Annotated in this window: 20 protein-coding genes; 8 read left to right on the top strand and 12 right to left on the bottom strand. The window is 59.8% G+C overall.

What is annotated here, in order from left to right; genetic code table 11:
* Positions 1-2 precede the first annotated feature (2 nt).
* The 3 genes from CE491_RS19855 to CE491_RS19845 all read left to right on the top strand — a co-directional run bounded on the left by CE491_RS19855 (position 3) and on the right by CE491_RS19845 (position 2,440).
* Positions 3-1,100: an OmpA family protein gene (locus tag CE491_RS19855; RefSeq protein ID WP_110950043.1), complete on the top strand. Its 1,098-nt coding sequence runs from the start codon at positions 3-5 to the stop codon at positions 1,098-1,100.
* Positions 1,101-1,148: 48 nt separating this feature from the next.
* Positions 1,149-1,796 (top strand): pyridoxamine 5'-phosphate oxidase, encoded by a 648-nt coding sequence (gene pdxH / locus CE491_RS19850; RefSeq protein WP_110950042.1) that lies wholly within the window; start codon positions 1,149-1,151, stop codon positions 1,794-1,796.
* 179 nt (positions 1,797-1,975) lie between these two features.
* Positions 1,976-2,440 (top strand): outer membrane lipoprotein, encoded by a 465-nt coding sequence (locus tag CE491_RS19845; protein WP_110950041.1) that lies wholly within the window; start codon positions 1,976-1,978, stop codon positions 2,438-2,440.
* A 109-nt stretch (positions 2,441-2,549) separates the two neighbouring features.
* On the opposite strand, the gene nhaA is transcribed toward CE491_RS19845, so the two are convergent.
* The 4 genes from nhaA to CE491_RS19825 form a co-directional block, all read right to left on the bottom strand.
* The gene (gene nhaA / locus CE491_RS19840) at positions 2,550-3,737 is read right to left on the bottom strand and encodes a Na+/H+ antiporter NhaA (protein ID WP_110950040.1); all 1,188 of its coding nucleotides are present in this window, start codon (positions 3,735-3,737) and stop codon (positions 2,550-2,552) included.
* 282 nt (positions 3,738-4,019) lie between these two features.
* Positions 4,020-5,633, bottom strand: a complete 1,614-nt coding sequence (locus tag CE491_RS19835) for an NAD(P)/FAD-dependent oxidoreductase (RefSeq protein WP_110950039.1) — start codon at positions 5,631-5,633, stop codon at positions 4,020-4,022.
* Between the two features lie 209 nt (positions 5,634-5,842).
* The gene (locus tag CE491_RS19830; RefSeq protein ID WP_110950038.1) at positions 5,843-6,523 is read right to left on the bottom strand and encodes a COG3650 family protein; all 681 of its coding nucleotides are present in this window, start codon (positions 6,521-6,523) and stop codon (positions 5,843-5,845) included.
* Between the two features lie 62 nt (positions 6,524-6,585).
* Positions 6,586-7,185 (bottom strand): short chain dehydrogenase, encoded by a 600-nt coding sequence (locus CE491_RS19825; protein ID WP_110950037.1) that lies wholly within the window; start codon positions 7,183-7,185, stop codon positions 6,586-6,588.
* A gap of 104 nt (positions 7,186-7,289) precedes the next feature.
* Between CE491_RS19825 and CE491_RS19820 the strand changes: the two genes are divergently transcribed.
* Complete coding sequence (locus CE491_RS19820; protein ID WP_110950036.1) at positions 7,290-8,198, top strand: LysR family transcriptional regulator; 909 nt, start codon at positions 7,290-7,292, stop codon at positions 8,196-8,198.
* A gap of 218 nt (positions 8,199-8,416) precedes the next feature.
* Here the strand turns inward: CE491_RS19820 and CE491_RS19815 are convergent, their stop codons facing one another.
* The 5 genes from CE491_RS19815 to CE491_RS19795 form a co-directional block, all read right to left on the bottom strand.
* A complete protein-coding gene (locus CE491_RS19815; protein ID WP_110950035.1) occupies positions 8,417-9,118 on the bottom strand; it encodes an ABC transporter ATP-binding protein in 702 nt (233 codons plus the stop codon).
* Positions 9,119-9,886, bottom strand: a complete 768-nt coding sequence (gene livG / locus CE491_RS19810; RefSeq protein WP_110950034.1) for a high-affinity branched-chain amino acid ABC transporter ATP-binding protein LivG — start codon at positions 9,884-9,886, stop codon at positions 9,119-9,121.
* Positions 9,886-11,148, bottom strand: a complete 1,263-nt coding sequence (locus CE491_RS19805; RefSeq protein ID WP_110950033.1) for a high-affinity branched-chain amino acid ABC transporter permease LivM — start codon at positions 11,146-11,148, stop codon at positions 9,886-9,888. The genes livG and CE491_RS19805 overlap by 1 nt, the downstream gene beginning before the upstream one ends.
* Entirely contained in the window at positions 11,145-12,074 is a 930-nt protein-coding gene (gene livH / locus CE491_RS19800) for a high-affinity branched-chain amino acid ABC transporter permease LivH (RefSeq protein ID WP_110950032.1), read from the bottom strand. The genes CE491_RS19805 and livH overlap by 4 nt, the downstream gene beginning before the upstream one ends.
* A 214-nt stretch (positions 12,075-12,288) precedes the next feature.
* Positions 12,289-13,416: a branched-chain amino acid ABC transporter substrate-binding protein gene (locus CE491_RS19795; RefSeq protein WP_110950031.1), complete on the bottom strand. Its 1,128-nt coding sequence runs from the start codon at positions 13,414-13,416 to the stop codon at positions 12,289-12,291.
* A gap of 330 nt (positions 13,417-13,746) precedes the next feature.
* Here CE491_RS19795 and CE491_RS19790 point away from each other — a divergent pair, with 330 nt between their 5' ends.
* Positions 13,747-14,046, top strand: a complete 300-nt coding sequence (locus CE491_RS19790) for a DUF2288 domain-containing protein (RefSeq protein WP_199885184.1) — start codon at positions 13,747-13,749, stop codon at positions 14,044-14,046.
* A 135-nt stretch (positions 14,047-14,181) separates the two neighbouring features.
* On the opposite strand, the gene CE491_RS19785 is transcribed toward CE491_RS19790, so the two are convergent.
* From CE491_RS19785 to rapA, 3 genes are all read right to left on the bottom strand, one after another.
* A complete protein-coding gene (locus CE491_RS19785; protein ID WP_110950029.1) occupies positions 14,182-16,473 on the bottom strand; it encodes a putative bifunctional diguanylate cyclase/phosphodiesterase in 2,292 nt (763 codons plus the stop codon).
* Between the two features lie 147 nt (positions 16,474-16,620).
* Positions 16,621-17,001 (bottom strand): YkgJ family cysteine cluster protein, encoded by a 381-nt coding sequence (locus CE491_RS19780; RefSeq protein ID WP_110950028.1) that lies wholly within the window; start codon positions 16,999-17,001, stop codon positions 16,621-16,623.
* 511 nt (positions 17,002-17,512) lie between these two features.
* Positions 17,513-20,359 (bottom strand): RNA polymerase-associated protein RapA, encoded by a 2,847-nt coding sequence (rapA, locus tag CE491_RS19775; RefSeq protein WP_110950027.1) that lies wholly within the window; start codon positions 20,357-20,359, stop codon positions 17,513-17,515.
* A 206-nt stretch (positions 20,360-20,565) separates the two neighbouring features.
* Between rapA and CE491_RS19770 the strand changes: the two genes are divergently transcribed.
* The 3 genes from CE491_RS19770 to ccoM all read left to right on the top strand — a co-directional run bounded on the left by CE491_RS19770 (position 20,566) and on the right by ccoM (position 21,440).
* On the top strand, positions 20,566-20,961 hold the full coding sequence (locus CE491_RS19770) for an aspartate-semialdehyde dehydrogenase (protein WP_110950026.1): 396 nt from the start codon (positions 20,566-20,568) through the stop codon (positions 20,959-20,961).
* A 66-nt stretch (positions 20,962-21,027) separates the two neighbouring features.
* Entirely contained in the window at positions 21,028-21,189 is a 162-nt protein-coding gene (locus tag CE491_RS30345; protein WP_199885183.1) for a hypothetical protein, read from the top strand.
* Positions 21,190-21,323: 134 nt separating this feature from the next.
* Entirely contained in the window at positions 21,324-21,440 is a 117-nt protein-coding gene (ccoM, locus tag CE491_RS31070; RefSeq protein WP_324881386.1) for a cytochrome c oxidase subunit CcoM, read from the top strand.
* Positions 21,441-21,842: the final 402 nt, after the last annotated feature.

Genomic DNA, 21,842 nt, shown 5'->3' with positions numbered 1-21,842 from the left:
CTATGTCTGCCAATAAAAGTCTCGCATTTGCTTTGTGCCTCGCCGTCACCGGTTGCGCACAGACACCTCAGGATCAATCGGCAAGCAACGATCATTGGTGGTCGTTCGGAGCCGGCAAAAGCACCGACGCCGCACCGGCTGCTGCGCCGGTAAAACCTGCCAGCCCGGCCGCCGCGGAAGTCGCCAAGACAGACGCCGAGAGCGGTACGCACTGGTACTGGCCATTCGGTTCCGACCACGGCACTACCGACAAGAAACCTGAGCTGTCCGCCACCCAGCCTACTGCCAAGCCCGCGGTTGCCAAGGCTGACGAGGGCGACAAGTGGTGGTGGCCGTTCGGTAACAGCGAAGCCAAAAAAGACGCAGCGCCCGCCGTGCCCAAGGTTGACCCAAAAGTTACCCAGGCTTGGCTTGACCAGTACGAGCCAAAGGTGCGTGAAGCGATAAAGGACAGCAAGTTCCAGTTCGAACGCCGCGAAGATGTGCTGGTCGTGACCGCGCCTGTGGACAGCACCTTTAACCCGGATCGTCCGGAAATGCTGCTGCCGATCAACCTTGGCCCAATCACTCGCATGGCCAAGGTCGTGGAAGGCGATCAGAAAACTGCGATTCTGGTACTGGGTCACAGCGACGTGGCCAGCGATACCAACCTCAAGATCAGCCAGCAACGCGCACAGTCGGTGGCGGCGATCTTCCGTCTGAGTGGTCTGGAGCGCAATCGGCTGAATCTGCGCGGCATGGGTGCAGTAATGCCTCGCGCGGCGGATGACAGCGCCGCGGGTCGGGCGCTGAACCGTCGTGTGGAAATTATCATGACGCCGCAAGACACCATGGTCGCGCTGATGGCCAAGTACAACCTGCCACCGTCTCCAACGCTGGTCGCGGTGCAGCAACAAGCCAAGGCAGCTGTCGCACCGGCCCCGGCTGCTGCCGCCGCCCAAGCCAAATCTGCCGCTCCTGCGAAGAAAACTGCCGCAGCCAAAACGCCTGCTGCGAAAAAAGCTCCGGCCAAAAAAGCCGCACCTGCCAAGGCCAAGGCCACTCCAGCCAAGGCAGCCACCAAGAAACCGGCTGCCGATGCGCAAGCGAGCGCCAACTGAGGGTAATATCGGTATCCCGCTCACGGACACCGATTAAGGAAGGCAGTGATGAGCCAGCGTCTGGCTGATATGCGTCGCAACTACGCTCGCGAAGGTTTGACCGAATCGCAAGCGCCGGAAGAACCTTTTACGTTGTTCCATCAGTGGTTCGACGAGGCGGTGAAAACCGAACAGGCGCCGGTCGAGGCCAATGCCATGACCTTGGCGACCGTCGATGTAGATGGTCGCCCTCACTGCCGGGTCCTGTTGCTCAAGGGCCTCGATGCACAAGGCTTTACCTTCTTCAGCAATTATCAGAGTGCCAAGGGTCAGCAACTGGAGGCTCGGCCATTTGCAGCCATGACCTTCTTCTGGCCGACTCTGGAGCGCCAGGTGCGCATCGAAGGCAAGGTCGTCAAAGCCTCCCACGAAGAATCCGATGCCTACTTCCAGGTTCGTCCGCTGGGCAGCCGCCTGGGTGCGTGGGCCTCGCCGCAAAGTCGGGTTATCGCCGATCGCGCCGAACTCGAAGGCTTGCTCAAGGCCACCGAAGAGCGTTTCAGCGACACGCAACCTGACTGCCCGGATCACTGGGGCGGCTATCGCTTGGTGCCGGACCGTATCGAGTTCTGGCAAGGTCGCCCGAGCCGTCTTCATGACCGCCTGAACTACCGCCTGACTGATGGGCAGTGGACTCGCGAACGTCTCGCGCCGTAACAACTCGGCGGCCCGCACGACGTTTTCTTTGAATCTATCCGGCCAGCCGTCGTCCATACTTGTAGACAAGGCGCCTTTCTGTATAGCGCCTGAATGAACGTAAATTATCGGTACAGGTCCGTGACACCGCTTGGTGCCGCAGAGTCTAATGATTACCTGTTCCTCTGGAGGCAAATGTTATGCGTAAGTCTGTTCTGTTGGTTGCGTCGTTCACCGCCATGGCGTTGACACTGGGCGGTTGTACTTCGAGCCTGACCGGCGACTCGTATTCCCGTGAAGAAGCTCGCCAAGTGCAGACCGTGCGGCTGGGCACCATCGAATCGCTACGTCCAGTGAAAATCGAAGGTACCAAGACCCCCATCGGTGCCGGTGCTGGTGCGATTGTCGGCGGTGTAGGCGGTAGTGCCATTGGTGGCGGCCGCGGCAGCATCGTGACTGCGGTCATTGGTGCGGTAGCCGGTGGTCTGCTCGGTTCGATGACTGAAGAAGGCCTGACACGTACTCAGGGCGTCGAAATCACCGTGCGTGAAGATGACGGCAGCATGCGTGCCTATGTGCAGCAGGTGCAGGAAAACGAAATCTTCCGCGTTGGTGATCGTGTACGCATCATGACCGTCAATGGCACCAGCCGCGTTACACGCTGATCGGCATTGAAGATGCACCGAGCGGATTGAATGTAATACCCGCGTACACAAAAACGCCCCGATCAGTCGGGGCGTTTTTGCTTGTGAACTCAGGGATTTCGCCTACGAATCAATGTTTTCGGATTACCGGTTTTCGGCTGGCTAGCGCAGTTACGGCATAGCCGATCAAGGCGGCAAGGATGGAGCCTGTGAGGATGCCCATGCGGTCCATCCCAGCGAACTCACTTTCTCCAGGCACGAACGCCAGCGAGCCTACGAACAGACTCATGGTGAAGCCAATCCCGCACAGAATCGACACGCCCATCACCTGACCCCAATTCGCGCCTATCGGCAGCGCGGCCAGGCCGGTCTTGATTGCCAGCCAGGTCAGGCCAAACACGCCCAGTGTCTTGCCCAACAGCAGACCCATCGCGATGCCCAGCGGTACGTGGTGGGTAAAGCTGTCCAGGGTGACCCCGCTCAGGGATACCCCGGCGTTGGCAAAGGCAAAAAGGGGCAGGATGCCGTAGGCGACCCAGGGATGCAGGCCATGTTCCAGCTGCTGCAGAGGGGAGGGTAGGTCCCTGGCGGTCTTGAGTGGGATGCAGAACGCCAGAACGACGCCCGCCAGCGTGGCGTGCACGCCGCTCTTGAGGACGCACACCCACAGCACCACGCCCACAACCAGATATGGCGCAAGCTTCACAATGCCCAGCCGATTCATCGCGATCAGCGTGGCAATCGAGGCGGCCGCCAGTGCCAGTGACAGGTTGGACAGTTCGCCCGAGTAGAACAGGGCGATAACGATGATCGCCCCCAGATCATCGATGATGGCCAGGGTCATCAGAAATAGTTTGAGCGACACCGGCACGCGTTTGCCGAGCAGGGCCAGCACGCCAAGGGCGAAGGCGATGTCGGTCGCCATAGGGATCGCCCAACCGCTCATGGCGGCAGGATTGTCGTTATTCAAGGCCCAGAAAAACAGCGCAGGAACCACCATGCCGCCGATGGCTGCGGCACCGGGTAGGACGATTTGCGAGGGACGCGCCAGATGGCCCTGAATCACCTCACGTTTGACCTCCAGTCCGATGAGCAGGAAGAACAGTGCCATCAGCCCATCGTTGATCCACAACAGCAGCGGCTTGGCAATTTTCAGCGCACCGATCTGCGCCACTACGGGGACTTCGAGCAGGCCGTTGTAGAGCCACGAAAGGGGCGAGTTATTGACGAGCAGAGCCAGGCCGGCCGCAGCGATCAACAACAGACCGCCAGCCGCCTCCAGCTGAAAAAAACGTTTGAATGTGTAGCGTACGAACAAGGTCACGCTCCGTGGACATGCGCAAGGGGAGCGACACCGTACTCTGTGTTCTTATTTCTGAAAACAGAAGTTATATTCGATTTTGTTATTAAAAATCGACGTCAAACGTGTATACAGAAAGTCTGTAATTTTCATTACAAAATGCTGCAGGACATGTTCAACGCGGTGTGTAGGAAGTTTCAGAAGACCCTGTAGCAGAACGGCCTGCCGAAGGCAGCGAATTCAAAGCCGCTACCGTCGGCAAACGGAACGTCGCCCGGCCGGGCTAATAAAGGTCGAGCATTACTCGACAATCCCCAACATGCTTCGGGCCAGTGCCTCGGCAATCCGAATCCCGTCGACACCTGCTGACAGGATCCCGCCTGCGTACCCTGCGCCTTCGCCGGCCGGGAACAGGCCTTTGACGTTCAGGCTTTGCATGTCGGCGCCACGGGTGATACGCAGCGGCGATGAAGTGCGGGTCTCGATGCCGGTGAGCACCGCGTCGTGCTGCGAGAAGCCTTTGATCTGCTTGTCGAACGCGGGCAGCGCTTCACGAATCGCCTCGATCGCGAACGCGGGCAGGGCGTCGGCAAGGTCGGTAAGTTTCACTCCAGGCTTGTAGGATGGTTCCACTTCACCCAATTGTGTCGAGGCTTTGCCTGCGATGAAATCGCCGACCAATTGCGCAGGTGCCTCATAGTTTTCGCCGCCCATGACGTAGGCATGAGACTCCAGTCGCTCCTGCAATTCGATACCGGCAAGCGGGCTGCCCGGATAATCCTCGTCCGGCGTGATGCCGACCACGATCCCCGAGTTGGCGTTGCGCTCGTTACGCGAGTACTGACTCATGCCGTTGGTGACCACGCGGTTCGGCTCGGATGTCGCCGCAACCACGGTGCCGCCGGGGCACATGCAGAAGCTGTACACCGAGCGACCATTTTTTGCGTGGTGCACCAGTTTGTAGTCGGCGGCACCGAGTTTCGGATGACCTGCGTATTTGCCCAGCCGCGCGCGGTCGATCAGGCCTTGCGGGTGCTCGATGCGGAAACCTACCGAGAACGGCTTGGCCTCCATGTAAACGCCGCGGCCGTGAAGCATACGAAACGTGTCGCGGGCGCTGTGGCCCAGGGCCAGGATCACATGTCTGGAGTCGATCCGCTCGCCGCTGTCGAGCACCACCCCGTGCAACTGACCGTCCTCGATCAGCACGTCGGTGACGCGCTGCTGGAAGCGCACTTCACCGCCCAATGCTTCGATCTGCTGGCGCATGTTTTCGACCACGCCGGTCAGGCGGAACGTACCGATGTGCGGCTTGCTGACGTAAAGGATTTCCTCCGGCGCGCCAGCCTTGACGAACTCATGCAGCACCTTGCGACCGTGAAATTTCGGGTCTTTGATCTGGCTGTAGAGCTTTCCGTCGGAGAAGGTGCCTGCGCCGCCCTCGCCGAATTGCACGTTGGATTCGGGGTTGAGCACGCTCTTGCGCCACAGGCCCCAAGTGTCTTTGGTACGCTGACGCACTTCCTTGCCGCGTTCGAGGATGATCGGCTTGAAGCCCATCTGCGCCAGCAGCAGGCCGGCGAAGATGCCGCACGGGCCGAAACCGACCACCAGCGGACGTTCGGTCAGATCGTGAGGGGCCTGCCCGACGACTTTATAACTGACATCCGGCGCCGGGCCGACGTGATTGTCGTGGCTCAGGCGTTTGAGCAGAGCGGCTTCGTCGCGCACTTGAAAGTCGATGGTGTAGATGAATTGCAGTTCGCTGGATTTCTTGCGCGCGTCATAGCTGCGCTTGAACAGGGTGAAGTCCAGGAGCTCGGCACTGTCGATGCCCAGGCGTTGCGCGAGCGCGGGGCGCAGCTGTTCGTCCGCGTGGTCCAGCGGCAGTTTGAGTTCGGTGATTCGTAACATTGAAAGGTCCGGTTTCGGGCCGCAGGATCGGCCCGGCAGCGCTACAAGAACCGGCGATTATAAGCCAGATCACTCAGGAAACGGTGACCGAACCGGGTCAGTGGTGCTTTTGCAGGAGCGCGCTTGCCCGCGACGGCGGTGTGTCAGTCGTCTCTCCAGCGCTGACACACCGCGATCGCGGGCAAGCGCGCTCCTACAGAGGACAGGCTTCAATCATTGCGCATCGCGCCGAAATACGCACAGCCGCGCTGAACCTGACCGTTGACGCGCAATTCGGCGGTCAGATGCTGCACCGAGCCGTTGGCAGGGTCGACACAACGCTGCGGCGCGACATACAACTCTACATGCTGGTCGTTGGCGTCGGTGATCAGGTTGAAGCGTCCTTCGGGCATTTGCTCTTCCATGTATGGCACGGCGAACGGCTCCAGACCTTCACGTTCCAGCACCAGACCCTTGCCGCTGGCGTTGAGATTCCATTTCGGGCCATTGCCGCTGGCGTGAATGGTCAGGCGCTTGAAGTTGGGATCTTCACACGCATCGCTCGGACGCTCGACGCGATACAGCTGAAAGACATCAGCCTGGCCATCGCTGCCCTGGGCCTTGCTTGCGACGAAATTGCCGCGCACGTCGGCAAACGCCTTGCCGCTTTTATCCACTACCGAAGCTGCTTCCTGCAGGATGCCAGTGTTGCCTTTGTCGATCACGGCATAGCGGCGCTGTTCGTTGCACGGCTGGAAGAACAACTTGCCGCCGTCGCCGCTGAGGGTGCCCTGCATGCGGATCATGCCCGCAGTGGAAACCTTGCTGTCGGCCGATTGCGAGGGCAGCAACTGGCAGCCGGCGAAGAGGGGCAGCAAGGCGAATATCAGGACGGAACGAGCAGCGAACATGTGGCGGTCTCCAGACAAGTGCCGCCACGTTACTCAGGCTGCTCGTTCATCACAAGAGGTGATTAACCGACGTGATAGGTCTGTCCGGTCTGCAGCCCCTCGACGCTTTTAGCGTACGCCAGCGCCACATCGGCTCCCGAAACCGGCTTGAAGCCGCGGAAATACGGCGCGTAACTGCCCATGGCTTCGATCAGCACGTTGGGGCTGACCGAGTTGACGCGCATGCCCCGTGGCATCTCGATCGCCGCTGCACAGACGAATGCATCGATGGCGCCGTTGACCAGGCTGGCCGACGCCCCGGTGCGGATCGGGTCATGGCTGGTGATGCCGGTGGTGAAGGTGAACGAGGCGCCATCGTTGGCGAATTCGCGGCCGATCAGTAGCAGGTTTACCTGGCCCATGAGTTTGTCGCGCAGGCCCAGCGTAAAGGAGTCTTCGGTCATCTCGGCCAGCGGCGCAAATGTGACGTTACCAGCGGCGCAGATCAACGCATCGAAAGGCCCTATCCGTTCGAACAGTTTGCGGATCGAGGTGCTGTCACTAATATCGACATGCTCGTCACCACTGTTGCGGCCGATGCGAACGATGTCATGGCGTGGCGCCAATTCCTTCTCGATCGCCGAGCCGATGGTGCCGCCGGCGCCAATCAATAAAATCTTCACGATGCAGTCCTTCCGTTAATGGATCAGGCGCTCAGTGTGAGCCGCGTTTTCCCCCAGATAAATGCGCCAAAGCGCAATCCCGGTTTCTCGATAAGGAAACAATCATGAGCGAAATGGATGATCTGGCGGCGTTTGCCATGCTGGTTGAAGCCAACAGCTTCACCCTGGCCGCGCAATGGCTGGACACCAGCACCAGCCAGCTGTCCAAGCGCATCAGCAAGCTGGAAAAGAGTTTCGGTGTCACGCTGTTGCACCGCACCACCCGCAGCCTGACCCTGACCTCGGCGGGTGCGATTCTGTTGCCCGAGGCGCGGGCCTTGCTGGCGCAGCGGGACCGGGTGCGCGATGCCATGGCCTATCTGAGCGAAAGCCTGGTGGGTACCGTGCGGCTGACGGTGCCGGTGTCACTGGGCGAGACATTCTTCGAAGGGCTGCTGACCGAGTTCGCCACGCAGTACCCGGATGTGCAGGTCGAGTTGGACCTGAACAACCAGTTTCGCGACATGCGCCGCGACGGGTTCGATCTGGGCATCCGTTCCAGCGTCGGCGTCAATGAGCGGTTGGTGGCCAAGCCGCTGTTGTCCTTGCAGGAACTGACCTGCGCCAGCCCGCAATACCTCGCCCAACACGGCAAGCCGCAAACGCCCGAAGCCCTGCGGGTGCATCGCTGTCTGTTGAACAGTCATTACGCTGGGCGGGAAACCTGGGTATATCACCAGAATCATGAGTTGAGTCGGGTAAATGTGCGTGGCACGTTCGCCAGCAATCACTATGGCCTGTTGAAAAAGGCGGCATTGGTGGGAGCCGGGATCGCGCGCCTGCCGTCGTATATGGTGCACAACGAGCTCAATGAGGGACGGCTGGAATGGCTGTTGCGCGATTATCAGACGCCGGTGTCGTCGCTGTTTCTGGTGCATCCGTTCGAAGGGCATCTGCCACGACGGATTCAGGTGATGGCCGATTACCTGACCGAGTGGTTCGAGCGCAGTACGGCGGCATTGGAGAAGCTTTGACGCGGGTAGTGAGGTCAGATAAGGCCTGGCAGACCCACCGCATTCGCTGCTGTCGTAACCTCCGGCGTCTCGCACGGCGACGTGGCGAACCTGGGTTTTTTGATCGACGCAATAACGTAGGAGCGCGCTTGCCCGCGATTGTGGTGCATCAGCAACAAGAATGTTGTCTGGTGCAACGCAATCGCAGGCAAGCGCGCTCCTGCAGGTGAGGGCCGATATCACCCCCCCAGATACGCATCCCGCACTTTCGGATCGACCAACAACTCTGCCCCTGAACCCTGCATCACCACCCGGCCGTTCTCCAGAACGTAGGCGCGGTCGGCGATTTTCAGGGCCTGGTTGGCGTTCTGTTCGACCAGGAACACGGTCACGCCATCACGGCGCAGCTGTTCGACGATCTCGAAAATCTGCTGAATGATGATCGGCGCCAGGCCCAGCGAGGGCTCATCGAGCAGCAACAGCTTGGGCTTGCTCATCAGTGCGCGGCCGATGGCAAGCATCTGCTGTTCGCCGCCGGACATCGTGCCGCCGCGCTGGTTGAAGCGTTCCTTGAGGCGCGGGAACAACTCCAGCACCTTGTCCATCTGCTGCTGATAATCGCCCTTGTCGGTAAAGAAACCGCCCATGGCCAGGTTCTCTTCCACGGTCAGGCGGGCAAACACGCGACGGCCTTCCGGCACCACCGCGATGCTCTTGCGCATGATCACCGAAGATTCCAGCCCCACCAGTTCCTCGCCCATGTAGCGAATGCTGCCGCTGTGGGCGCGCGGCGAGCCGCAGAGGGTCATCAGCAGGGTGGATTTGCCCGCACCGTTGGCGCCGATCAGGGTGACGATTTCGCCCTGTTGCACATCGATGCTGACGCTGTGCAGCGCCTGGATCTTGCCGTAGAAGGTGGAAACGTTGTCGAACTGCAGCATTTACGCTTCCCCCAGGTAGGCTTTGATCACTTCAGGATTGTCACGGATCTGCTCAGGCGTGCCGTCGGCCAGAGGCGTTCCCTGATTGATCACCACAATGTGATCGGAAATGCTCATGACCAGCTTCATGTCGTGCTCGATCAGCAACACCGTGGCGTTGTGTTCGTTGCGCAGCACGCCGATCAGCGCCTTGAGGTCGTCGGTTTCCCTGGGGTTGAGACCGGCTGCAGGCTCATCGAGCATCAGAATGCGCGGACGCGTCATCATGCAGCGGGCGATTTCCAGACGGCGTTGTTGACCATAGGCCAGGGTGCCAGCAGGGCGGTTGGCGAAAGCTTTCAGGTCGACCGCTTCGAGCCAGTGTTCGGCGTGTTCCATGGCCTCGCGTTCGCTCTTGCGATACGACGGAGTCTTGAACAGGCCCGACAGGAAGTTGGTGTTGAGGTGACGGTGCTGGGCCACCAGCAGGTTTTCCACCGCCGTCATTTCCTTGAACAGGCGCACGTTCTGAAAGGTCCGCACCACGCCTTTGCGGGCAATCTCGTGACCGGCCAGACCCTGAATCGGCTCACCATCGAGCAGAATGGTGCCCGCCGTCGGCTTGTAGAAACCGGTCAGGCAGTTGAAGACGGTGGTCTTGCCGGCGCCGTTGGGGCCGATCATCGACACGACCTGCTTTTCATTGACTGTCAGGCCCACGCCATTGACCGCCAACAGGCCGCCAAAGCGCATGCTCAAGCCCGAGGCTTGCAGAAGTGGACGGCTCATCAGCGTTCCCCCTTGAGTTTCATGACGGGACGCTGCATTGGCAGGAAGCCCTGAGGACGCCAGATCATCATCAGCACCATCAAGGCGCCGAAGCCCAGCATGCGGTATTCGCTGAATTCGCGAAGCAGTTCAGGCAGCAGGATCATCACGATCGCCGCGAGAATCACACCCAGCTGAGACCCCATGCCGCCCAGTACCACGATGGCCAGGATGATCGCCGACTCAAGGAAGGTGAACGACTCCGGAGTGATCAGGCCCTGGCGCGCGGCGAAAAAGCTACCGGCGAAACCGGCGAACGCAGCGCCGAGGGTGAACGCCGAAAGCTTGATGATCGTCGGGTTCAGACCCAATGCGCGGCAGGCGATTTCGTCTTCGCGCAGGGCTTCCCACGCGCGACCGATCGGCATGCGCAGCAGGCGGTTGATCACGAACAGCGCCAACAGCGCCAGCAGCAGGGCCACCAGATAAAGGAAGATCACCTTGTTGATGGAGTTGTATTCCAGGCCGAAATACTCGTGGAAGGTCTGCATGCCTTCAGCGGCCTTGCGTTCGAAGGTCAGGCCGAACAGCGTCGGTTTTTCGATGTTGCTGATGCCGTTCGGACCGCCTGTGATGTCGGTCAGGTTACGCAGGAACAGGCGAATGATTTCCCCGAAACCCAGGGTCACGATCGCCAGGTAGTCACCGCGCAGGCGCAATACCGGGAAGCCCAGCAGGAAGCCGAAGGTGGCCGATGCGAGGCCCGCCAGTGGCAGGCAGATCCAGAAACCGAAACCGAAGTAGTGCTGCAGCAGGGCGTAGGTGTAGGCGCCGACGGCGTAGAAGCCGACGTAACCCAGGTCCAGCAGACCCGCCAGCCCGACCACGATGTTCAGGCCCAGGCCCAGCATTACGTAGATCAGGATCAGGGTCGCGATGTCCACCGCGCCGCGGGAGCCGAAGAACGGCCACACCAGCGCCGCAATGACCAGCGCACCAAGGAACCAACGCTGGGTCGATGGCAGGGTCAGGAAGTTGCTGGCCTTGTCCGACACCAGTTGTTTTTGCGGGCGCGAACGCCACATGGCGCTGATCTGTTCATTGAACAGCACGCGCAGGAACATCAGCAGCGCGGCGGCGAAAATCACCAGGACGGTGGTGCTGCTGGCGCCGACGACCGCCAGATTGATGCCGACGATATCCAGTTTCAGCCCGAGGATCGGGTAAGCGACGGCCAGCACCAGCACTGCGCTGAAGAGGGCCGATTTGAGATTCCTGGTCATACTTTTTCAACCTCCGGACGGCCGAGCAGGCCGGTTGGCCGGAACAACAACACCAATACGAGAAGACCGAACGCCACCACATCCTTGTACTGGTCGCCGAAGATATCGGCGCCGAACGCTTCAGCGACACCCAGCACCAGACCGCCGAGCATCGCGCCCGGGATACTGCCGATACCGCCCAGCACCGCAGCGGTGAAGGCCTTGATGCCGACCAGGAAACCGGCGTTGGGGTTGATCACGCCGTACTGCATGCTCAGCAGTACCGCAGCGACCGCCGCCAGCGCGGCACCGATGACAAAGGTCAGGGCGATGATGTTGTTGGTGTTGATACCCAGCAGGTTGGCCATCTTGATATCTTCGGCACAGGCACGGCAGGCCCGACCCAGACGGGAGCGGGAGATGAACCAGGTCAGGCCGAGCATCGCCAGCACAGTGACGATGAAGATCAGGATCTGCATGTACGAGATCACGACTTCATGGGTGCTGCCCGGGCCGAACACGAAGTTGCCGGGGATCAGGTTAGGGATCGATTTGTCTTTGGAGTCCTGCGACAAGAGCACGGTGTTCTGCAGGAATATCGACATACCGATCGCGGAAATCAGAGGGATCAGGCGGTTACTGCCGCGCAGCGGACGGTAGGCAACCCGTTCGATGGCGTAACCGTAGGCGCTGGTCACCACGATGCTGGCGATGAACGCTGCGGTAATCAGCAGGGGCAAGTTGTCCAGACCCAACATGGTCAGCCCGGCCAGGGCGATGAACGCCACGTACGAACCGATCATGTACACCTCGCCGTGGGCGAAGTTGATCATGCCGATGATGCCGTAGACCATCGTGTAGCCAATGGCTATCAGGGCATAAGTGCTGCCAATGGTCATGCCATTAACCAGCTGTTGGAAAAAATGATAGATGTCTATCTCGGGCATTGCCGCGCTCCTAAAAACCTTCTCGGTGTTTCACTGGTGAAGTCTTTTCCCGCTCGCGCGTCGTGATCTACGTCCGCGTTCGGCACGAGCCCAGCGATGCACTGGTGCGGTTTCAAGATGTTCAGGGATCGGGATTCTTGTGAAATCCATCAGCCCAGCTAAAACAAAGCCCACTGCGGTTGCAGTGGGCTCCGGGTAAGCATGAAGGCCGTGATTACTTCACAGGGGCTTCAGTCTTGCTGCCATCTTTGTGCCAGGTGTAAACGACGAATTTGAAGTCTTTCAGGTCACCCTTGGCGTCGAAAGACAGATCGCCGGTAGGGGTCTTGAAGGTACCGGCATGGATGGCGGCTGCCACTTTGGCGGTGTCTTCGGACTTGGCAGTGGTGATGGCGTCGGCGATCACTTCAACGGCAGCGTAGGCCGGGAACACGAAAGGACCGCTCGGGTCTTCTTTCTTCGCCTGGAACGCGGCAACCAGTTCCTTGTTCGCTGGATCCTGATCGAAGGATTTCGGCAGGGTCACCAGCAGGCCTTCGGAAGCGTCCTGGGCGATCTGCGAGATGGACGCGTTACCCACGCCTTCCGGACCCATGAAGCCGGCTTTAAGGCCTTTTTCCTGTGCCTGGCGCAGGATCAGGCCCAGTTCAGGGTGGTAGCCGCCGTAGTAGACGAAGTCGACGTTGGCTTGCTTGAGCTTGGCGATCAGCGAGGAGAAGTCCTTGTCGCCGGCGTTGATGCCTTCGAACAGGGCGACTTTCACGCCATCTTTTTCCAGGGTCTGCTTGACGGCAGTGGCGATGCCTTCACCGTACTGCTGCTTGTCGTGGATGACCGCAACGATCTTCGGCTTGACCTGCTTGGCGATGTATTCGCCAGCGGCCGGGCCCTGGGCACTGTCCAGACCGATGGTGCGGAAGACCAGCTTGTAGCCACGGGCAGTGATTTCCGGGCTGGTCGCAGCCGGGGTCACCATGATGATGCCTTCGTCTTCGTAGATGTCGGACGCAGGCTGAGTGGAGCTGGAGCACAGGTGGCCGACCACGAATTTCACGCCGTCGTTGACCACTTTGTTGGCGATTGCGACCGCTTGTTTAGGGTCACAAGCATCGTCGTATTCGACGGCTTCGAGTTTCTTGCCATCCACGCCGCCTTTGGCATTGATTTGCTCGATGGCCATTTTGGCACCGCTGAACTGCATGTCGCCGTACTGGGCGACGGCACCGGTTTTAGGGCCGGCGATGCCGATCTTGATGGTGTCAGCCGCGAACGAATGGCTGGCAACCCCCGCCAGAACCAGTGCGGCAAACAACTTGGAAATCTGATTAATACCCTTAGTCATGATGCTCCACTCTTGCGTTTGTAGTTTTTATAATCCTGACGGCCAGAAGCTGCAGGACCGGATTGATTTTTTCCAGGCCATACCCCCAGCAACTGTACCGGAACAGTTTAGAGCGCCGGTTGAGCGCTTGAAAAGCTAGCAGCAGGGGGCAAAACCTATTGATGTCGCTTAATCGAAAGAAAGATACACAATCAAGCCGGTCGACTCCCCAACGGGGTTGTTCAACCTATCGGCCTGAGCGAAGTTCTCTGCAATCAATCACTTGAATCCGGGTTTGAGCGCGGGAAGGCCGACGGTATCATTGCGCCGATTTTCCAAACGGTGAAACCCATGAAGCAAGAACCTAGCACCCTCTATGCCAAACTGCTTGGCGAAACGGCATCGATCACCTGGATGGAGCTGCAGCCATTTTTTGCCAAAGGTGCCCTGTTGTGGGTCGAGCCTTCGCAGGATTTGATCGCCGTTGCAGAGGCTTTTGCTGACAATGCTCAGGCGAAAGTGGCTCGATGGCTGCAAAGCGCTGAAGTCGGCAAGGTCTCTGAATCAAAGGCTTTGGACCTGCTCGAGCGTGATCCACCGCTGTGGGCGGTGGTCGTGGCGCCATGGGTGCTGATCCAGGAACGGGCATGACGCAATCTGGCGTTCCATTTTGGTGCGCCAATGATGGCGAAGTGGGTAGGTCGGTAACTGCGATCAGGTGCTGGGTAGCGAAAGATCACAGTGATTTAACGTTCGGCGCCTAAAGGAGCGCGGTGTTTGTAAGCGCTAGCGATGCGGACGGGAGCGGAAACGATCAGGACGGGGATGGCCGGTTTCTCGGCGTCCCCCTGGCCTGATCGGTTCGCCCATGCTCATTTCCACGGCGTCCAGCAGGTGAGTCGACGGCCACAGTTCGGAGGGTTTGCGTTGGTTGAGTTGCTGCACCAGCGGTCTTAGCGCTTCCAGTGGTGCGGGTTTGCTGAACAGATACCCTTGCACGTAATTGCAACCGTACTCGCTGAGGAACTCCAGCTGCGCCGGGGTTTCCACGCCCTCCGTCACCACCTTCAAGTGCAACGTGTGAGCCATGACGATGATGGCTTGAACGATCTCCATATCCTGCGTGGAGGTGGGGATGTCGATGATGAATGAGCGGTCGATCTTGACCGTGTCCAGTGGCAGGCGTTTGAGATAGGCCAGCGATGAATAGCCGGTGCCGAAGTCGTCGATGGACAGCGCCACCCCCAGTTTCCGGATCTCGTTGAGCAGCAGCACGGTATTGCTGATGTTGCCCATCAGGGCGTTTTCCGTGACTTCCAGTTCCAGCCTCTGCGGCGGCACGCCGGCTTCCTTGAGGGCAGCATCGATTTCCTGCGCCAGCTCCTCGCGAGCCAGATTCAGCGCAGAACAGTTCACGGCAATTACCAGCTTCTCGAAACCGTTGTCGCACAACTGCGCGAGATCCATGCAGGCCTGGCGCAAGACCCAGTTGTCCAGCTCAGCGATCAAGCCGTTGGTCTCGGCGATGGCGATGAAGCGGTCAGGTGTCAGCAAGCCGTGGAGCGGATGCTGCCAACGCACCAAGGCTTCGAGCTTGGCGACGTGTCCGGTCTGCAGATCGACGATGGGTTGATAAAACAGCTGCAAGCCCTGTCCTTCAGTCAGCGCGTTGCGCAGTTGCTCCTCCAGATGCAGCGCCAGGCTCGCCTTGTTTTTCAGCGCTTCATTGAAAAAGTACAGGGTGTTGCGGCCATTGCCTTTGGATTGATAAAGCGCCAGGTCAGCGTTCTTCAGCAACTCGTCGCAGGTGTCGCCATCGGCAGGGTAGATGCTGACGCCGATGCTGGTGGTCATGACCATGCGGCGACCGGCGAGGGCGATCGGGTCCTTCATCTTGGTCATCACCCGTTGGGCCATCTGGCGGGCTTCTTCGATGTCCTGCAGGGCGATCAGAATGCAGAATTCGTCGCCACCGAAGCGCGCCACCACATCATTGGCCCGGGTGGCGCCGCGAATGCGCCCGGCGATGACCTTCAACAATTCATCGCCAGCGTCGTGGCCGAGACTGTCGTTGATGCGCTTGAAGTGGTCCACATCGAGAAACATTACCGCGAGCATGCCATTCGCCAGATTCTGCTCCATCAGGCGTTCGGCGAAGATCTGATTGAAGCCACGACGGTTGATCAGGTTCGTCAGCGCGTCGTAATGCGCCACTTGCTGCAACGATGCTCGCGCCTGATCGAGCTGGCTCAGCAAGGCGTTGACGCGGCGCAGGTCATGTTCTTTGGCTTGCAGCTTCTTGTCGGCCAGCGCAGCGCTGACGCTGCCGGCAATGATCAGCATCACGATCAGGGCAATGGTCAGGCTAAGTTGCAGACTGTTCTCGGTAGCAGGCATCTGCATTTGCGTGCCGTCCGGGACTACCAGATGCAACGCCCACATACCCATGAAATGCGTGCTGACGATGCCGGCGCCCAGCACCAGGCTGGCGCCGTATTTGAGCAGTTGATGGAACATCCCGCTTCCCCGGCGCAGGCGAATGGCCAGGATCAGCGCCGCGAGACTGCTGGCGATAGCGACCAGGATCGAACCGGCAAAGCGTACCGGCTCGTAATACTGCGTAGCGCTCGAATGCATGGCCGACATGCCGAGATAGTGCATCGCCGTGATACCCAGCCCCATGCACACCGATGCGGCCAGGTAATGGCCGGGCCGCAGTTGCGGATAGCTGAGGGCTTCCATCGCCACCATCCCCGACACCAGCGCGATGGCCAGTGAGGCGATGGTCACAGGGAGATCGTAGTGGGTATCCAGCGGCGCCCGGAAGGACAGCATGCTGATGAAGTGCATGGCCCATATGCCCACGGCGAGGCACAGGGCGCCCAGCGCGCGCCAGCGAAGTCTGGCGTTGACGTTATCGACGTGGCCGATCCGCTCGGCCATGTCCAGTGTGGCGAAGCTCGCCGCACAGGCCACCAGGTAAGCCAGCAGAATCAGCGGCGGGTTGTGGCTACATTGCAGCAGTATCCGTCCGTTTGCCGGCATGGAAGGTAAAAAATGCAAACCCAGCCAATCCATAGCACGCTCCATGTGTCCACTGCTGGAGATACATCAGTCTGGGTAACTGATGGCACTTTGAAATGATTATAGGACTCGTCAATTTTTAAACAGCTGTTTGGGGACGGACGTACCGACTATTTCGCGATAAGGCTATTGCTAAAAGTTCTAAGCGGCTATTACTGACTCAGCAGGAGGGACTTCGGCACCCGTCACCCGCTCAATCGGCAGCAGGCCGAATGCCGCGCGGGCTGCGTCGCAATCCGGATTGTGCTGACCATCAGCCCAGGAGGCGTCGAATTCACGGCACGTGCTGGAGCGTTGTTCATAAATCGAGCAGCTGACGGCGGTGCCCACTTCGCCTACCAGCGCGGTGCAGCGGGGGGATTTGCAGTCGGTGCCAAGCATCGCTACCCGACTGGGACTGATGCTGCTGACCAGTTCATCGGGCACCGTTCCCCCTGCCGATGCGCAGTCTCCCCAATAAAAAGACACGCGAAAGTGTGAACAGCAGGCACCACAACTCAGGCACGGACTGACGTCGGACATGGATATAAACCGGAGAATGGATCGGGGGAGGGGGGAGCGATCCGGCGATATTCTAGGCTTCCCGGTGGGCTTGGGAAGCGGGCGCGGAAAATATATTTCTGCCTGTGAATGACCTGCAACGGCGCAGAGGACCGAGACTGCAGGACCAGCGAGGGGGCCGGAAGCTGGTCATCTTTCGACGAGGTATATCTACCTCGTGAATGACCCGGGAAAGCTTCGACAAGCCTGAAAAGATTTCACATCTTCAACTTGGTGCAACCTACGCCTGCAACCCGTTCACAGTGTCGATGCGCAGCGCTGCTTTCTGCTGCCGTCGCAAGACGCGGCGATGGCTACCGGGATGGCTGTCGGTGTGGCCGGCTTGATCAGGCTGATGCGTCGAGAATGCGAGAGGAAACCAGGCAAGCCCTTGTGGGAACGCGCTTGCCCGCGATGGTGGTGCATCAGTCACAAATACGTTGACTGTCACTCCGTTATCGCCGGCAAGCGCGCTCCTGCAGGATGCCGCTGGTCAGCCTGCGACCAGCACCCGAATCGCCTCCAGCCGCAACGCTGCCTTGTCCAGCATCGCCAATCCTTGCTCGCGCAGTTCGCGCAGGGCGGTGAGCTCGCTGTCGCGTACCGTCGGGTTGACCGCTTGCAGGGCGGTCAGGCGGGCCAGTTCTTCGTCGGTGTCCGCCGCCAGGCGACGCTGCGCCTCGGCCACGCGCTCGGCGTGTTTCGGCGCGATCTTGCTTTCAGCTGCGTTGATCTGCGGATTCAACACATCGCGCTGAGCCTGAATGAACTTGTTGGCGCTGGCACGAGGCACGCTTTCCAACTGGTCATTCAGGGTCGTGAACGACACGCGGCCCGACAGATCGTTGCCGTTGGCATCCAGCAGGCAGCGCAGCGCAGCTGGCGGCAGGTAGCGACCCAGTTGCAGCGAACGCGGGGCCACTACCTCACTGACGTAGAGCAGTTCAAGGAGCACGGTGCCAGGTTTAAGCGCCTTGTTCTTGATCAGCGCCACAGCGGTATTGCCCATGGAACCGGACAGCACCAGATCCATGCCGCCTTGCACCATCGGGTGTTCCCAGGTGATGAACTGCATGTCCTCGCGAGACAGCGCCTGATTGCGGTCGTAGGTGATGGTTACGCCTTCGTCGTCGCCCAACGGGAAGCTGGCGTCGAGCATCTTCTCGCTCGGTTTGAGGATCAGGGCGTTCTCCGAATGATCTTCACTGTCGATACCGAACGCGTCGAACAGGGTTTCCATGTAGATCGGCAGGGTGAATTGATCGTCCTGCTCCAGGATCGCTTCGACCAGCGCATCACCTTCGCCAGCGCCGCCGGAGTTGAGTTCCAGCAGGCGGTCGCGACCGGTGTGCAGCTCGCTTTCCAGACGCTCGCGCTCGGCACGGGCTTCGGCGATCAGGACTTTCCAGTCGTCATCGTCGCCACCTTCGAGCAACGGCAACAGACGCGGGCCGAATTGATGTTGCAGGGCGTTACCGGTCGGGCAGGTATTAAGGAAGGCATTCAACGCTTCCTGATACCACTGGAACAGGCGCTCTTGCGGGCTGGTTTCAAGATACGGCACGTGCAGCTCGATGACGTGCTTCTGGCCGATGCGGTCCAGGCGACCGATACGCTGTTCCAGCAGGTCCGGGTGCGCAGGCAGGTCGAACAGCACCAGATGATGGGAGAACTGGAAGTTGCGGCCCTCACTGCCGATTTCCGAGCAGATCAGCACCTGAGCACCGAACTCTTCGTCGGCGAAATACGCCGCGGCGCGGTCACGTTCCAGAATATTCATGCCTTCATGGAACACGGTTGCCGGAATGCCGGAACGCACGCGCAGGGCGTCTTCCAGGTCCATCGCGGTTTCGGCGTGGGCGCAGATTACCAGCACCTTGACGCGCTTGAGCATCTTGAGCGTATCGATAAGCCAGTCGACGCGCGGATCGAAGCGCCACCAGCGTTCTTCTTCGCTGGTCTCACCTTGGGCCTGGAAGCTGACTTCCGGGTACAGATCAGCGTGATCGCCAATCGGCAGCTCCAGATATTCAGCCGGGCAGGGCAGCGGATACGGATGCAGCTTGCGCTCCGGGAAGCCTTGTACGGCGGCGCGGGTGTTGCGAAACAGCACGCGACCGGTGCCATGACGATCCAGCAGCTCACGGATCAGCCGCGCGCTGGCTTCGGTGTCGCCATCGGCCACAGCGGCCAGAAGGGATTCGCCTTCGGCACCGAGGAAACCTTGAATGGTCTTGTGCGCCTGAGGCGACAGCCGACCTTGATCGAGCAGTTCCTGGACGGCTTCGGCGACCGGGCGATAGTTCTCGCTTTCGGCGCGAAAGGCATGCAGGTCGTGGAAGCGGTTCGGATCAAGCAGGCGCAGACGGGCGAAGTGGCTGTCCTGACCCAGCTGTTCCGGGGTCGCGGTGAGTAGCAGCACGCCAGCAATGACTTCGGCCAGTTGCTCGACCAGCGAGTATTCAGGGCTGGCTTTGTCTTCATGCCAGACCAGATGGTGCGCTTCGTCGACCACCAGCAGGTCCCAGCCCGCCGCAAATAATGCGTCCTGGGCCTTTTCGTCTTCGACCAGCCACTCCAACGAAACCAGCGCCAACTGCGTGTCTTCGAACGGGTTGCTGGCATCGCTCTCGATGAATCGCTCGGCATCGAACAGCGCGACCTGCAGGTTGAAGCGGCGGCGCATTTCGACCAGCCACTGGTGCTGGAGGTTTTCCGGAACCAGGATCAGCACGCGGCTGGCGCGGCCGGACAGCAGCTGGCGATGGATCACCAGGCCGGCTTCGATGGTCTTGCCCAGACCCACTTCATCGGCCAGCAGAACGCGTGGGGCGATACGGTCGGCGACTTCGCGGGCGATGTGCAATTGGTGGGCGATAGGCTGGGCGCGAACACCGCCCAGACCCCATAGCGAGGATTGCAGCTGGCGGCTGGTGTGTTCGAGCGTGTGGTAACGCAGGGAGAACCAGGGCAGCGGGTCGATCTGGCCGGCGAACAGACGGTCGCTGGCCAGACGGAACTGAATGAAGTTAGAAAGTTGGGTTTCCGGCAGGGTCACCTGCTGGTTCTGCGCGTTCAGGCCGTGATAGACCAGCAGACCATCGACGTCCTCGACTTCGCGAACGGTCATTTTCCAGTTCTCGAAATGGGTGATGGTGTCACCCGGCGAGAAACGCACACGCGTGAGCGGCGCATTGCGCAATGCATACTGGCGGGTGTCGCCAGTGGCCGGATAGAGCACGGTCAACAAGCGGCCGTCCTGTGCCAGAACGGTGCCTAAACCCAGCTCGGCTTCGCTGTCGCTAATCCAGCGTTGCCCCGGTTGATACTGCTGCGCCATGCTGCCTGACTCCCGCCTTGAAAAAGCCGACTATGGTAACGGAACAAGCCGCCCGCGCCAAAGCTACATTGTAAAAACGGCCGTATTTATTGGGCCGGTGGGCTGGGGCCGGCACTAGTTGCGAAAAACATAGTCGAAACTTCTTCGTTACACGGCTCAAGTCGACGAACCGGCAGCCGACAGCTTGATAACAGGAGACCATTACCATGCTGCCACCGCTGATTCCCTTGAGCGCGGCCCCTATCACTGCGCAGCAGGACCCGGTCAAACCCACGCCCGACATTCCCCCCGTCGCGCCCGTGCAGCCGAGTTCCAGCGAAAGCACGATCGATATGGGCGAACGCGATCCCGAGCAGGCTCAGTTGCTGCTGCGCGAAGAACGACGCCGACAGCAAAGACGCCACCGTGACCGCCGCACCGCCGACCGTCACCCCGATCTGGACGAAGACGCCGAGGCAGGTACTCAAGAAACCTTGCAGCAAAATGCTCACACCGGGCCAGACATCCCTGGCGATTTCCTCAATGCTGACAACACCGTGCCGGTAGTGCCAATCATCGACGACGAACCGCGTCAGGGGTTATGGGTGGATTTGAAAGTTTGAGGTGCTGGTCAGCAGTCCCGTGATTGCGCATTATTGTTGCCATTGAGCATTCGAGAGCAGCACGCCATGAGCGATGACGGAAAACTGGTGGACCTGAGCGTCGAGCGCGCCAAGCGTGTTCACGATCTTAACGACAAGCGGCTCAACGAAATGCGTCAGGCCTTCGAACAGGCGATGCCGCTGGGCAAGGCTAAAAAGAAAAGCAAGAACAAACCGAAGAAACGCTAGACCTCCTTTCTCTATTAACGCCCGGTCAGTGCGCTGCCCCTCACAGTGCGCGGCATTGACCTGCGTCAACACTCCCCGATCCCTCTCTGGTTAATCTGCACCCATTGAACAGGGTCACAGCAGGAGGGGCGCTCATGGTTCTCGATCATGCGGTGATCGCCGGTGTCATGACGGTGATGCTGATTCTAAGTTTTTTTGCTGGGCTGGCATTGTTCATCTGTAGAGACTCGCACAAGCGCGGCAAGGATTGAGTCTCGAATAAAAAGAGCACGCAAGGCATTTTGGGCGACTTCGGTTGCCCATTTTTTTGGCCGTTTGTTAGGGGAGGTCGGAAATTGGCGGCATATCCGTTATGGGCGGTGCCGCTCCATTGTTCTGCCCAAGCCTGCACCCAAGTCGCGATTTGCGTTGTCTGAGCTATCGCGTCGGTAGAGCAATCCAAAAGATTGAGTAGACGAGGTTCGAAGAGCGACCTGATCGTTGTGGGAAACGTCGGAGGATACGACGGCATCGAACGCGGTGGTGTGATTCCAGATGGGCTGGCTGACACTCCATCTTCGCTGCCGTCGTAACGGGACTGTCAGATTTTTTGTGTGCGGGCCGGTAACGGCCTGCCGTCAGGCAGGCCGTGCTTTTACCAGGTCGGCCTGATA

Origin of the sequence: Pseudomonas bohemica, assembly GCF_002934685.1 — a bacterium.
GTDB lineage: Bacteria > Pseudomonadota > Gammaproteobacteria > Pseudomonadales > Pseudomonadaceae > Aquipseudomonas > Aquipseudomonas bohemica.
This window is presented reverse-complemented; position numbering and strand designations above follow the sequence as displayed.

Excerpts from the sequence above, each read along its gene's own strand:
- livH (WP_110950032.1), bottom strand. The coding sequence starts at position 12,074 with ATGCCCGAGATAGACATCTATCATTTTTTCCAACAGCTGGTTAATGGC.
- ccoM (WP_324881386.1), top strand. The coding sequence starts at position 21,324 with ATGGTTCTCGATCATGCGGTGATCGCCGGTGTCATGACGGTGATGCTG.
- CE491_RS19855 (WP_110950043.1), top strand. The coding sequence starts at position 3 with ATGTCTGCCAATAAAAGTCTCGCATTTGCTTTGTGCCTCGCCGTCACC.
- CE491_RS30345 (WP_199885183.1), top strand. The coding sequence starts at position 21,028 with ATGAGCGATGACGGAAAACTGGTGGACCTGAGCGTCGAGCGCGCCAAG.
- CE491_RS19820 (WP_110950036.1), top strand. The coding sequence starts at position 7,290 with ATGAGCGAAATGGATGATCTGGCGGCGTTTGCCATGCTGGTTGAAGCC.
- pdxH (WP_110950042.1), top strand. The coding sequence starts at position 1,149 with ATGAGCCAGCGTCTGGCTGATATGCGTCGCAACTACGCTCGCGAAGGT.
- CE491_RS19815 (WP_110950035.1), bottom strand. The coding sequence starts at position 9,118 with ATGCTGCAGTTCGACAACGTTTCCACCTTCTACGGCAAGATCCAGGCG.
- rapA (WP_110950027.1), bottom strand. The coding sequence starts at position 20,359 with ATGGCGCAGCAGTATCAACCGGGGCAACGCTGGATTAGCGACAGCGAA.
- CE491_RS19790 (WP_199885184.1), top strand. The coding sequence starts at position 13,747 with ATGAAGCAAGAACCTAGCACCCTCTATGCCAAACTGCTTGGCGAAACG.
- CE491_RS19795 (WP_110950031.1), bottom strand. The coding sequence starts at position 13,416 with ATGACTAAGGGTATTAATCAGATTTCCAAGTTGTTTGCCGCACTGGTT.
- CE491_RS19835 (WP_110950039.1), bottom strand. The coding sequence starts at position 5,633 with ATGTTACGAATCACCGAACTCAAACTGCCGCTGGACCACGCGGACGAA.
- CE491_RS19770 (WP_110950026.1), top strand. The coding sequence starts at position 20,566 with ATGCTGCCACCGCTGATTCCCTTGAGCGCGGCCCCTATCACTGCGCAG.
- CE491_RS19830 (WP_110950038.1), bottom strand. The coding sequence starts at position 6,523 with ATGTTCGCTGCTCGTTCCGTCCTGATATTCGCCTTGCTGCCCCTCTTC.
- livG (WP_110950034.1), bottom strand. The coding sequence starts at position 9,886 with ATGAGCCGTCCACTTCTGCAAGCCTCGGGCTTGAGCATGCGCTTTGGC.
- CE491_RS19780 (WP_110950028.1), bottom strand. The coding sequence starts at position 17,001 with ATGTCCGACGTCAGTCCGTGCCTGAGTTGTGGTGCCTGCTGTTCACAC.
- CE491_RS19845 (WP_110950041.1), top strand. The coding sequence starts at position 1,976 with ATGCGTAAGTCTGTTCTGTTGGTTGCGTCGTTCACCGCCATGGCGTTG.
- CE491_RS19805 (WP_110950033.1), bottom strand. The coding sequence starts at position 11,148 with ATGACCAGGAATCTCAAATCGGCCCTCTTCAGCGCAGTGCTGGTGCTG.
- CE491_RS19785 (WP_110950029.1), bottom strand. The coding sequence starts at position 16,473 with ATGGATTGGCTGGGTTTGCATTTTTTACCTTCCATGCCGGCAAACGGA.